12 protein-coding genes and 2 tRNA genes are annotated in these 12935 nt (G+C 29.6%); 12 read left to right on the plus strand and 2 right to left on the minus strand.

Annotated elements, in window-relative coordinates:
- The first annotated feature begins 6 nt into the window (after positions 1–6).
- From rpsA to pyrF, 5 genes are all read left to right on the plus strand, one after another.
- Positions 7–1683 carry a 30S ribosomal protein S1 gene (rpsA, locus tag CF66_RS02285; protein WP_016503428.1) on the plus strand — a complete coding sequence of 559 codons (1677 nt, stop codon included), beginning with the start codon at positions 7–9 and terminating at the stop codon, positions 1681–1683.
- 66 nt (positions 1684–1749) lie between these two features.
- Entirely contained in the window at positions 1750–2043 is a 294-nt protein-coding gene (gene ihfB / locus CF66_RS02290) for an integration host factor subunit beta (protein ID WP_016503427.1), read from the plus strand.
- A gap of 156 nt (positions 2044–2199) precedes the next feature.
- The gene (locus CF66_RS02295) at positions 2200–2445 is read left to right on the plus strand and encodes a lipopolysaccharide assembly protein LapA domain-containing protein (protein ID WP_034411420.1); all 246 of its coding nucleotides are present in this window, start codon (positions 2200–2202) and stop codon (positions 2443–2445) included.
- A gap of 50 nt (positions 2446–2495) precedes the next feature.
- Positions 2496–3671: a lipopolysaccharide assembly protein LapB gene (gene lapB / locus CF66_RS02300; RefSeq protein WP_016503426.1), complete on the plus strand. Its 1176-nt coding sequence runs from the start codon at positions 2496–2498 to the stop codon at positions 3669–3671.
- Between the two features lie 32 nt (positions 3672–3703).
- A complete protein-coding gene (gene pyrF, locus CF66_RS02305) occupies positions 3704–4402 on the plus strand; it encodes an orotidine-5'-phosphate decarboxylase (protein ID WP_034411512.1) in 699 nt (232 codons plus the stop codon).
- Positions 4403–4439: 37 nt separating this feature from the next.
- Here pyrF and CF66_RS02310 read toward each other — a convergent pair whose 3' ends face one another.
- Positions 4440–5207, minus strand: a complete 768-nt coding sequence (locus CF66_RS02310; RefSeq protein WP_016503424.1) for a hypothetical protein — start codon at positions 5205–5207, stop codon at positions 4440–4442.
- 241 nt (positions 5208–5448) lie between these two features.
- Here CF66_RS02310 and lolA point away from each other — a divergent pair, with 241 nt between their 5' ends.
- The 3 genes from lolA (at position 5449) to CF66_RS02325 (ending at position 7651) form a co-directional block, all read left to right on the plus strand.
- A complete protein-coding gene (gene lolA / locus CF66_RS02315; protein ID WP_016503423.1) occupies positions 5449–6048 on the plus strand; it encodes an outer membrane lipoprotein periplasmic chaperone LolA in 600 nt (199 codons plus the stop codon).
- An 82-nt stretch (positions 6049–6130) separates the two neighbouring features.
- Positions 6131–7444, plus strand: a complete 1314-nt coding sequence (gene serS / locus CF66_RS02320) for a serine--tRNA ligase (protein WP_016503422.1) — start codon at positions 6131–6133, stop codon at positions 7442–7444.
- Positions 7445–7566: 122 nt separating this feature from the next.
- A tRNA-Leu gene (locus CF66_RS02325) sits at positions 7567–7651 on the plus strand.
- Between the two features lie 126 nt (positions 7652–7777).
- On the opposite strand, the gene CF66_RS02330 is transcribed toward CF66_RS02325, so the two are convergent.
- Positions 7778–7851 (minus strand) — tRNA-Cys (locus CF66_RS02330).
- 239 nt (positions 7852–8090) lie between these two features.
- Between CF66_RS02330 and pheS the strand changes: the two genes are divergently transcribed.
- The 4 genes from pheS (at position 8091) to ylqF (ending at position 12921) form a co-directional block, all read left to right on the plus strand.
- Positions 8091–9080: a phenylalanine--tRNA ligase subunit alpha gene (pheS, locus tag CF66_RS02335; protein ID WP_016503421.1), complete on the plus strand. Its 990-nt coding sequence runs from the start codon at positions 8091–8093 to the stop codon at positions 9078–9080.
- 22 nt (positions 9081–9102) lie between these two features.
- Positions 9103–11502 (plus strand): phenylalanine--tRNA ligase subunit beta, encoded by a 2400-nt coding sequence (gene pheT / locus CF66_RS02340; protein WP_034411422.1) that lies wholly within the window; start codon positions 9103–9105, stop codon positions 11500–11502.
- A gap of 165 nt (positions 11503–11667) precedes the next feature.
- Entirely contained in the window at positions 11668–11964 is a 297-nt protein-coding gene (gene ihfA, locus CF66_RS02345) for an integration host factor subunit alpha (RefSeq protein WP_034411423.1), read from the plus strand.
- Positions 11965–12087: 123 nt separating this feature from the next.
- Positions 12088–12921, plus strand: a complete 834-nt coding sequence (ylqF, locus tag CF66_RS02350) for a ribosome biogenesis GTPase YlqF (RefSeq protein WP_016503418.1) — start codon at positions 12088–12090, stop codon at positions 12919–12921.
- Positions 12922–12935: the final 14 nt, after the last annotated feature.

Here is a 12935-nt window from a genome sequence, read left to right on the forward strand (position 1 = left end):
AAATAAATGAATGAATCTTTTTCTCAATTATTTGAAGAGTTTCTAAGTGAAACTGAATTTCAACAGGGTAGTATTGTAAAAGGTACTGTAGTAGCTATTGAAAATGGTTTTGTTCTTGTTGATGCTGGTCTTAAATCTGAATCTGCTATTTCTGAAGAGGAATTTAAAAATTCCTCAGGTGAACTAGAAATTAAAGTAGGCAGCGTAATCGATGTAGCTTTAGATGCCGTTGAAGATGGTTTTGGAGAAACCCAACTTTCTAGAGAGAAGGCTAAGCGTCATGAAGCTTGGATTCTTTTAGAGAAAGCTTATGAGAAATCCGAAACTATTTTGGGTATTATAAATGGTAAAGTTAAAGGGGGGTTTACCGTTGAGCTAGGAAGTATTCGAGCGTTTCTTCCAGGTTCTCTTGTTGATGTGCGTCCAATTCGAGATACTTCACATCTTGAAAATAAAGAATTAGAATTTAAAGTTATTAAATTAGATCAAAAACGAAATAATATAGTTGTTTCTCGACGTGCCGTTATTGAATCTGAACATAGTGTGGAGCGAGATGAATTTTTGGCAAGTTTACAAGAAGGGATTCAAGTTAAAGGGATAGTTAAAAATTTAACGGATTATGGTGTATTTGTTGATCTTGGAGGTGTTGACGGACTGTTGCATATTACTGATATGGCATGGAAACGTGTTAAACATCCATCTGAAGTGGTTAATATAGGAGATGAAATACTAGTAAAAGTTCTGAAATTTGATCGTGAACGCACTAGAGTTTCTTTAGGGCTAAAACAACTTGGAGAAGACCCTTGGTTAGCTATTTCAAAACGTTATCCAGAAAATCATAAGCTTATTGGTCGTGTTACAAATTTAACGGATTATGGATGTTTTGTTGAAATAGAAGAAGGTGTTGAAGGATTAGTTCATGTTTCAGAGATGGACTGGACTAATAAGAACATTCATCCATCTAAAGTAGTTAACGTAGGTGATGAAGTAGAAGTAATGGTTTTGGAAATTGATGAAGATCGTCGTCGTATTTCATTAGGATTAAAACAATGCAAACTTAATCCATGGCAATTATTTTCTGAACAACAAGCTAAAGGTGATAAAGTTACTGGAAAAATTAAATCGATTACCGATTTTGGTATTTTTATAGGTCTTAATGGTGGGATTGATGGTTTAGTTCATTTATCAGATATCTCATGGATTATGTCAGGTGAAGAATCCGTACGTAATTATAAAAAAGGTGAAGAGATATCTGCAGTAGTTTTGGCAGTAGATGCTGAACGTGAACGGATTTCTCTAGGGATTAAACAAATGGAAAGTGATCCATTTAATACTTATGTTTCTGAGAATAAAAAAGGGACTTTAGTTAGTGGTACTGTCACTTCAGTCAATAGTAAAGGTGCTACAGTTGAGTTAATACTCGGTGTTGAAGGATATATGCGTTCTTCTGAGGTTTCTCGTGACCGTATTGAAGATATCTCCTTAATATTAAACGTTGGTGATAAAATTGAAGCTAAATGTATAGGTATTGATCGTAAAAATCGATTGGTTAATCTTTCTATTAAAGCTAAGGATGAAGAAGAAGAACAAGAAGCAATGGCTACATTAAATAAAACTGAAAAATATGAATTTCCTAGAAATGTGATGGCAGACGCGTTCAAAGCTGCTAAACAAGAAGAGTAGAAGAGTAATTATCAATTTTAAATAAGAAGAACGCTATTTAGAGTGATTACTTAATAAGGATTAGTTATGACAAAATCCGAGCTAATTGAAAGACTATGTATCAAGCAATCTCATTTATCTTTAAAAGAAATTGAAGATTCTGTAAAAGATATTTTAGAATATATGGCATCGACGTTAGAGCACGGAGGAAGAATTGAGATTCGTGGTTTTGGAAGTTTCTCGTTACATTATAGAGAACCTCGTATTGGTCGTAATCCAAAAACTGGCGATAAAGTGAAATTAAAAGGGAAATATGTACCTTATTTCAAAGCAGGAAAGGAGTTACGCGATCGAGTAAATTGGAGTTACGCGATCGAGTAAATTTAGGTTAAATAATCGGAAGTAAAAAAAAGCAAAAAAAAGCGGCATACAATATGCCGCTTTTTCGTCAGTGGTTTCATCTAGTATTTGTATTTTTTCTCTGAACTTGTTTTTTACTACTGCTTAGTAAACATTTTATTATATAGGCTAGTAATTATGAAATTTATAAAAATTCTATTAATGTTTTTTTTGTTTTTTCTAGCACTTGCATTAGGTTCTCAAAATCAAACTATAGTTACTTTTAATTATTTTTTTGCTAAAAGAGATTTTTATTTATCTATTCTTATGAGTATTGTCTTTGTATTAGGTTTTTTATTTTCTTGGTTAATTTGGGGATGTTTACATTTGCAAACTCAATTAAAACTTAGAAAGCTAATGAAAAAGCTAAAAAAAAACAAATGAGAAAAGTTATTCATGAATCATTATAATATAATTATAAGGATAAAAATTTGATGATTGAAATACTTTTTTTATTACTCCCTATTGCAGCTTTTTATGGATGGTATATTGGAAATAGAAATACTCAACAAGATCGTCAAAATTATTCAAATCAAATTTCTCGTCAATACGTTACCGGTTTAAATTTACTATTGTCTGATAAATCAGATAAAGCAGTAGATCATTTTATTAATTTACTTCATGTTAATGATGAAACAATTGATACGCATTTAGCACTAGGAAACTTATTTCGCTCTCGCGGTGAAGTCGACAGAGCAATTCGAATACACCAAAACTTAATTTCACATTCAAAATTAACTATTTATCAAAAAAATGTAGCACTGCAACAATTAGCTAAGGATTACATGACATCAGGTTTTTTAGATAGAGCTGAAAAAATATTTGAACAATTATTAGAAACAAAATCATATGAATATGAAGAAACCAGTTTACAACAACTGGTTTTAATATATCAACAAACTCATGAGTGGAGTAAAGCAATCTGCTATGCTAGATTACTTGTAAAGCTTGGAAAATCAAAATTTTGTGTTAGAATAGCTCATTTTTTGTGTGAATTAGCTATGCAAGAAAAATCTAAAGGAGAAATAGCTAAAGCAATTCGTTATTTTAAATTAGCCCTTTCTGAAGATCCTAATTGCGTAAGAGCTAGTATCTCATTAGGAAATTTATTTTTAGAGATAGAAGATTATTATAAAACAGTACACTATATGGAGATGGTTTTAAAACAAGATATAGATTTTATTGTACATGTACTTCCCGTATTAGCTGATTGTTATTTTCATTTAGGAAAAGAAAAAAAATTAGTTGAATTTTTACGTCAATGTATTATAAAAAAAGCAGGTGTTTCTTGTACATTAATGTTAGCTCAATTAGTTGCTCAGCATGAAGGTATTGATGCGGCTCGAGAATTATTAACTTATCAATTAAAAAAAAATCCTACTATGAAAGGTTTTTATCGATTAATGGATTATCATTTATTGAATTTATCAGAAGGTCGAACAAAATCTAGTTTGAGCACTTTACAAAAATTAGTATCTGAACAATTAAAACTTAAACCAAGTTATTGTTGTAGAAAATGTGGTTTTTCTACTCACTCAATATATTGGCATTGTCCTTCTTGTAAGGAGTGGGGAAGCATTAAGCATATTCGTGGATTAGATGGAGAATAGATTTGAGTACAATAAATATTAGGAAAAAGAAAATATCTGATCCAAAAGTTATTGTTGCACTAGATTATGATAATGAAACAGATGCATTAACCTTTGTTGATAAAATAGATCCTTTTTTATGCCGATTAAAAGTTGGAAAAAAAATGTTCACACTATTTGGACCTGATTTTGTTCGTAAGTTACATAAACGTAATTTTTCAGTTTTTTTAGATCTAAAGTTTCATGATATCCCAAGCACATGCGCTGAATCTGTTAAAGCAGCAGCTGAACTTGGAGTTTGGATGGTAAATGTACATTCTTCTGGTGGTGAACGTATGATGACGAAATCTCGTGAAATATTAAAACCATATGGTAAAAATCGTCCGTTGCTTATAGGTGTAACTGTTCTAACTAGTATGGAACAAAATGATTTAGCTAGTATTGGTCTTGATATTACTCCAAAATTTCAAGTAATGCGATTATCTAAATTAGCTAAAAATTCAGGGCTAGATGGTGTGGTATGTTCAGCTCAAGAAGCTTTTATAGTAAAATCTAATTTAGGTAAACAATTTAAATTAATAACACCTGCTATACGACTTAAAAATACCAATTTAGATGATCAAAAACGGATAAAAACACCTATAGAAGCGGTTAAATCAGGTTCAGATTATTTAGTAATAGGACGGCCTATTACTAAATCGAAACAACCAGAAAAAATATTGGCTAAAATAAATTATGAAATTACTTCTTAAAAAGGCGTGCATAAATAAAAAATCTTTTTTTTGAAAACTACCATTTTTTCTTTTTTCCAAATAAAATATTCAGTTCATTTTCTCGTTCTTTTCTGTTGAGGTGTTTCACTGTTTCCTTACTATTTTTTTCTTGACGTTTACTATCTAATTTAGAAAAAATATCTTGTAATCTTATACGAACCTGATTTGAATATACATCATTTTTAGAATTTAGAGAAGAGATGCCTGTGTTGATTAGGTGTATGGCCGTTTCTATTTGTTTTCGGTTAATACTACTATTTATTCGTTTAATAAGACTTTCAATACTAATACGAGTCTGAAGTAATTCAAGTTTTGCATTTTCAGAAATATAAATTTTAGTCTGCAAATAACCTTTATTATTTTCGCTTCGGATAATATCGCGAAGTCGTTTTACTAATTTTAGTATAGTAATAACCTGTTTTTCATCATCAGGAATCTTGAAAGAAGTGATTTTAGAACTTTTATAGTTATGCTCTATATGATTAATTTCTTTTTGTAGATTTATAATATATTGATTTAAATTTTTATTTTTAGGAGTTAATTCAAGCATGTTTTTTAATGAATAAAAAATTCGCTTATTCAAACAAATAACTAATTCTTTACTAAATGGTAGACTATACGTATTTTGTAGTAATTCTTTAGTCGCTTCAATAATTGCTACGTAACGATTAGACTTCTTCTGTCTTTCTTTATCTATTTGTAATTTATATTGAACAATTATGTTATAACTAAAAACTAGAATTAATAAAACAGCTATAAGAGTAATGACTAAACCGATATTCATAATCCGTATATTATTTGCAAGAAATTGATTTTTAATATTATATAGATTGAATTTGTTTTATTCATTGATAAATTCTTTGCTTGTTTATTGATTGTTATGTTGATAAAAATAAATTATTATCCACAATAACTAAGGTTAATATTCGTTTGTTTTTTTTATTTTTAACTTATTTAAATTTTATTAACTATCATATAGTATATATAATAGCTTTTGAAGTATTTCATACTTAAGTGATTCTTTAATGAAAAGCATATATATTCTTCTATTATTCATAAATTTTCCTATTTTTGCTAATAGTGTAAATGAGTTGAATAAGCGTTTAGCTATTATCGATGGATTTTCTGGTGATTTTTTTCAAAAAGTTATTAGTTCAGATGGTGACCTTATAATAGAAGCAGAAGGAAGTATAGAAATCGCTCGCCCAAACTTATTTCGTTGGGAAACTAAATTTCCTAATGAAAACCTCCTAGTATCTGATGGTACTATTGTATGGTATTATGATCCTTCTATTACGCAAATAACTCTTTTATGGCAAAAGCAAGTAATAGAACAAACTCCTTTTCTTGTTTTAATAGATACTCAATTAGTTAACTGGAATAATTATAATATAACTCAAAAAGGTGATTGTTTTACTTTAACAAAAATTTCAATGAACTCTAGCCAGGAAAAGTTTCAAATTGAACTTAATAATAAAGGGATACTAAAAACCTTTAGTATTCTTGAAGAAGACGGACAGTTTAGTTCCTTTAATTTTAAAAATATTATTTTTAAAAATCCAAGCATTGAACGATTTAGATTTAAAATACCTAAAGGAGTAGAGGTTGATGATCAAAGAAATTAAAGATGAAGCAGTGTAATTATTTTTTTAAAGAAGAAAAATTTAATTATTCTTTATTCATAATATAAAATTGGATTTTTTAGCTATGCTAGACATTAATCTTTTTCGAAATAAATTAGAAAAAACATCAAAAAAATTGGCACGTCGTGGTTTTAAATTAGATATAGAAAAGATACGTCTTCTTGAAGAACGTCGTAAAATTAGCCAAATTGCTGTTGAAAATTTACAGTGTGCTCATAATTCGCTTTCTAAGCAAATTGCTCAAAAAATGTTAGCTGGTAATGATTGTAAAAAAGATATAATCGATATTAAAAAAAAAATCACTAAATTAGCTAAAGATTTAACCCTTAAAAAGTTTGAATTAGAACAAATACAAAATTTAATCAATGAGTTCCTATTCTCTATTCCAAATTTACCAGATGATTCTGTACCAAGTGGTAAAAATGAAACAGAAAATATTGAAATTTATCGTTGGGGGAAACCTAAGTTTTATGATTTTGAAATAAAAGATCACGTTGATCTAGGTGAAATAGGAGGAGGATTTGATTTTTCTAGTGCCAACAAAATTTCTGGTACAAGATTTATCGTTATGAAAGGCCAATTTGCACGGTTGCATCGTGCAATTGGCCAATTTATGCTAGATCTGCATACTATGAAACATGGATATACGGAAATGTATTTGCCTTATTTAGTAAATTCTAAGGCTTTATTTGGTACTGGTCAGTTGCCAAAATTTAATGAAGAACTTTTTCATATTCAATCTACGATTAAAAAACCCAATATTGAAGATCAAAAAAAGCTGTTTTTAATTCCAACGGCAGAGGTACCAATAACAAATATTGTTCGTGATAGCATTCTTAATATGTCAGAATTACCAATTAAAATAACAGCTCTTACTCCATGTTTTCGTTCTGAAGCAGGTTCTTATGGTCGCGATACTCGTGGTCTTATTCGTGTACATCAATTTGATAAAGTAGAACTAGTTCAAATAACAAAACCTGAAGATTCCATGAATGCTCTTGAAAAATTAACTAACCATGCAGAAAAAGTTTTGCAACTTCTTGAATTACCTTACCGAAAAGTTTTGTTATGTTCTGGTGATATAGGTTTCGGTGTTTGCAAAACTTATGACTTAGAGGTATGGGTTCCAGCTCAAAAAACCTATCGTGAGGTTTCTTCTTGTTCAAATATGGGAGATTTTCAAGCTCGACGTATGCAGGCTCGTTTTCGCAGAAAACAAAACCAAAAAACAGAATTAGTGCACACAATAAATGGCTCTGCATTAGCAGTTGGTAGAACTATGGTGGCTATTTTAGAAAATAATCAATCAAAAAACGGTTCTATTTCAATTCCTTCAGTTCTTCAAAAGTATATGGGAGGTTTAACTCATATCCCTTAGTATATAAATACTATAAAATCAATTTTGTTATAAAAAATAAAGTTTGATTTAGTTTTCCTTCTCAGTTACTATCTTGTCCTATTATAAGTTTCGTTTTGTCTATTAACAATATCCTTCTGTATGTCCGAGTGGTGAAATGGGTAAACACACAGCACTTAAAATGCTGCGACTGTTGTCTTGGCGGTTCGAGTCCGCCCTCGGGCACCATTTCAAATATAATTATTCAACTGATCAATCTTATTTTCTATTTCTTAATGATATTCAGATAAGAAATAGACCAAGTAAGCATATTTTTTAGAAAAGTTTAAAATTAAAAGTATATCTATTGATGAATGGAGGCGTGTCCCGGAATTGAACCGGGGTCAACGGATTTGCAGTCCGTTGCATAACCACTCTGCCAACACGCCATAAATAAAGGTAATAGATATATCTAATGATGTATCTAACTGATTGGGCATTCTACGGATTTGTTGAAATGAGTCAACTTTATCTTTACAAAATTTTTATAAATTATGCTATCAATAGTAATTTAGCTAAGTTTAAATAAATTAAATTTGGCTTTAGAGTTCAATTTAGTTACCATATCTAACAATTTTATTTAACTGTATTTTTTATTTATAACTATTAAATAGATGGATAAAAATTGATGCAATATCTAAAAGATATTATTACTAATGCAACCATCGCTATTAAGAGTGTTAATTCATTAGTAGAACTTGATAAAGTACGTATTCAGTATCTAGGTAGAAAAGGGGAACTCACTTGTTGTTTCCAAAATCTTTCCCTTCTACCTCCTGAAAAGCGAGCTGATATTGCTAAAACGATTAATAAAACAAAAGAAAAAATGATTCAAATTTTTAACCTTCGTAAGGCTGAACTAAAACAAATTGAACTTTTAAGTACATTAAATTCTGAAAAAATTGATATTACTTTACCAGGGAAACGGATTAATACTGGTAGCATACATCCAGTTACTCATACTATTGAACGAGTAGAATGTTTTTTTACTAAACTGGGATTTGATATTGAAAGCGGTCCAGAAATTGAGGATGCTTTTCATAATTTTGATGCATTAAATATAAAACCTATGCATCCAGCACGTACAGATCAAGATACTTTTTTTTTCAATCAAAATTTAATGTTACGTACTCATACTTCTGGAGCACAAATTAGAATCATGGAAAATTCTCAACCACCATTTCGTTATATTGTTCCTGGTCGAGTATATAGAAATGATTATGATAAGACTCACACTCCAATGTTTCATCAACTTGAAGGAATATTAGTTAATGAAAATATTAATTTTTTACAATTAAAAGGTATTTTGAATGATTTCGTTTACGACTTTTTTAAAGGAGAAGAAAAAATAGAATTGCGTTTTAGGCCTTCTTATTTTCCATTTACAGAACCTTCAGCTGAAATTGATATAAAGAATAAAAATGGTGAATGGCTAGAAATTTTAGGCTGTGGAATGGTTCATCCTAATGTATTTCATAGTGTAGGTATTAATTCTGAAAAATATTCTGGTTTTGCCTTTGGTATAGGTATTGAACGTCTAGCAATGCTTGCTTATGGTATACATGATTTACGCTCTTTTTTTGAAAACGATTTGCGTTTTTTAAAACAATTTAAATGAATCTATAGGATAAAAATGTACAATGAAATTCAGTAAATCCTGGCTATGTGAATGGGTAAACTTTTCAAATTCTGCTAGTGAACTAGCCAAAAGAATTACTATGGCTGGTTTAGAGGTAGATAACATCTATTCTATATCTAGAAGGTTTACTGGAGTTAAAATTGGTTATATTTTGCAATGTTATACTCATCCTAATAGTGAAAAATTAAAAATAACTCAGGTCAATGTTGGTACAGGAGAACTTTTAAATATTGTTTGTAGTGCTTCCAATTGTCGTGCAGGTATAAAAATTCCTGTAGCAATAGTTGGTAGTGTGCTACCTTGCAATGTTAAGATCAGACAAATAAAGGTATGTGGTCAAATATCTAATGGTATGCTTTGTTCATTTTCTGATCTTGGTATTAATATTAATAATGAAAATGAAAATTCCATTATAGAGTTGGAAGAAGAAGCTCAAGTTGGTACGGACTTTTATACCTTTCTTAATTTTCATGATGTAATCTTTGATTTAAATTTAACACCTAATCGCGGTGATTGTTTTAGTATTCGTGGCATTGCCCGTGAAATTGCTGCGCTGACTCAGACTAAAATCATGGAACCTGATTTTAAAATTGTCAAGCCTAATATAAAGGATACTATACCTATTGAATTACAAGTGCCTGAAGTATGTCCCCGATACTTTTCTAGAATAATAAAGAATATAAATATCAAAGCCAAAACACCATTCTGGATACGAGAAAAATTACGCCGTTGTGGTATGCAATCTACTAATCTAGTATTAGATATCAATAATTATGTCCTTTTAGAACAAGGACAACCAATTCAAGCATTTGATTTATCTAAAATTGTGGGAAGAATTATTATTCGTAATGCAAATAAAAATGATAGGTTTAAAAGTGCAGATGGTAATGATATCATGTTGAATATTGATACTGTTGTAGTTGCAGATGAAGATAAAATTCTCTCTATTGCTGGAATTTTAGGTAGTCAAAGTTCATCTGTAAATACTCATACTAAAAGTATACTTCTTGAATCTGCTTTTTTTTCCCCTGATTATATTTCTGGTCATGCTCGTCATTATGGTATACTAACTGATGCTTCTAGTCGATTTGAACGCGGTGTTGACTATAATTTGCAATTAAAAGCTATAGAACGCGCAACTCAACTTTTAATTGATATTTCTGGTGGTGATGTTTCAACAGTTGTTTCTATAGAATCTAAATGTAATTATCCCAAACAAAAAAGAATTAAGTTTCACCGATTTAAACTTGATAGAATCTTAGGATATCATATTCCTGATTTAGATGTTTTAATGATTCTTAAACATCTTGGGTTCCTAGTTAAAAAAGAAGAAAGTGATTGGTTGGTTACTGTTCCAACTTGGAGATTTGATATAACAATAGAACAAGATCTTGTGGAGGAAATTGCTCGTATTTATGGTTATGATAATATGCCTAACCAATTCCCATTACTAAATATTGAAGTAAATAATACTAAAAAAAGAGATCAATCTGTTATAAAAAAGATTCGTTCTTTTTTAGTAAGCCGCGGTTATCATGAAGCTATTACATATAGTTTTGTGAAACCGGAACAACAAGAGTTGTTTTTCCCAGATATCAGACCTTTTATATTACCTTATCCTATTTCTTCAGATATGTCGGCAATGCGTCTTGGTTTAATTCAAGGTTTATTAAATGCTGTTTCATATAATCAAAAACGTCAACAACCATATGTTCGTTTATTTGAATATGGTCGAACTTTTATTCCTTGTAAATCTTCAGAGAATAATATTCAACAAGAATTAATGCTTGCTTGTGTAATATCTGGTACTAGAAATCTAAAACATTGGAGTATACCAGTTCAAGAGGTTGATTTTTTTGACCTAAAAGGAGACTTAGAATCTATTTTAGAGTTATCTAACAATAATAAAGCATATAAATTTAAAGCTGAAAAACATCCAGCATTTCATCCTGGTCAATCTGCTGCTATTTTTTTAGAAGAAGAGAAGGTTGGAATTATTGGTACAATTCATCCAAAACTTGAGTCTGAATTAGATTTATATGGTCGAACTTTTGCTTTTGAGATACGTAGTTCTACTATTGATACTAGTATTATTCCAACTTTCTTAGAAATATCTAAGTATCCATCCAATCGTCGTGATATCTCGATAATTGTTGATGAAAACATAACTTTTGATAGCATAATACGTTCATGTTTTGAATTAGGTGGAACCTTTTTAAAAGATGCTAAATTATTTGATTTATATGTTGGCAATGGTATTAAAAAAGGGAAAAAAAGCCTAGCAATTGCATTAATGTTCCAGTCCACAGTCTGTACTTTAACAGAACAAGATATCTCTAAACTAGTTAAAAAAATCCTTATTCATATATCCAAAAAATTTGGTGCTTCACTTCGTGATTAGTTTTTTTAAGACAGTCTTTATTTACTAGATAGGTTCTAATATCAAGTTAAATTACCTTTAATCTATACATAGATTCATTATAATTTTTATTCAGCCACTTTGAGCTTTTAAAAATTATTGACTACTTATTAAATACTACATAATTAATATATTGAGGTGAATTTTATGGCTCTCACAAAAGCAGAACTATCAGAGAACCTATTTGAAAAAATTGGCTATACTAAGCGTGATGCTAAAGAAATAGTTGAAATATTTTTTGAAGAAATTCGAAAAGCATTGGAAAATGGCGAACAAGTAAAACTATCTGGTTTTGGTAATCTTGAGCTTCGTAATAAAAGCGAACGTCCTGGAAGAAATCCAAAAACTGGTGAGGATATTCCGATCTCAGCAAGAAGGGTAGTTACATTTCGACCAGGACAAAAATTAAGATCTCGTGTAGAAAATATAAAACCTAACAAGTAATCGCCATCAAAGATTATTTGATGTTGGCTATATTGCTAATAGTAATAATTAGTTAGTATTAATTTAATTACTGCTTTTTTCTTTTATTAACGTTAATTATTTTTCATTTGGATTATTTTCTTTATGTCTATTCAATGGTTTCCTGGACACATGTATAAAGCTACTAAGAAAATTGAAGAAATTGTTAAACAAATTGATATTTTTATTGAAATTTTAGATGCTCGTATCCCTTTCAGTAGTCAAAATCCCATTTTTCCTAAATGGTATACCAATAAACACCATTTAACAGTATTAAATAAATCTGATCTAGCTGATCCTAAATTAACTAAATTATGGATGCAGTATTTTCAAAAAAAAGAAATAAAAGCAATATCAACAATAGCATCTAATTTACAATCAGTCTGTAAAATAAAAAAAATATGCCGTAAATTTATTCCATCTAATCATAAGATTAAAAAAAATATTAAAGTAATGATTATAGGTATTCCAAATGTAGGAAAATCAACCATAATAAATACATTAGCTAGTCGTACTATTTCAGTTACTGGTAATCAACCAGCTATTACTCGTTCTCAACAATGCGTTAATTTAAAAAATGGTATTGTGTTGTATGATACTCCTGGAATTTTTTTAACTAAAATAGAAGATCGCAGTGTGGCCTTTCGTTTAGCGGCAATTGGAGCTGTAAAAAATATTGCAATAGAATATGATGAAGTTGCTATTGATATTATTAGTTACCTTCTTAAGTATTATCCAGAAAAAATTAAAAAACGTTATAAAATAAAAAAACTTCCTGAATCTAGTATAGAGATAATAAATGCAATTGGAATTAATCGAGGGACACTAAAACCTGGTGCTTATATCGATAATTATAAAGCTTGTGAAATTTTTCTGAATGAGTTTCGTAATGGTATTTTAAAAGAAATTACATTAGAATCTCCTGAAATATTACTATAAGTAATAGTACATGA

This window comes from Candidatus Photodesmus anomalopis, assembly GCF_000731785.2.
GTDB lineage: Bacteria > Pseudomonadota > Gammaproteobacteria > Enterobacterales > Vibrionaceae > Vibrio > Vibrio anomalopis.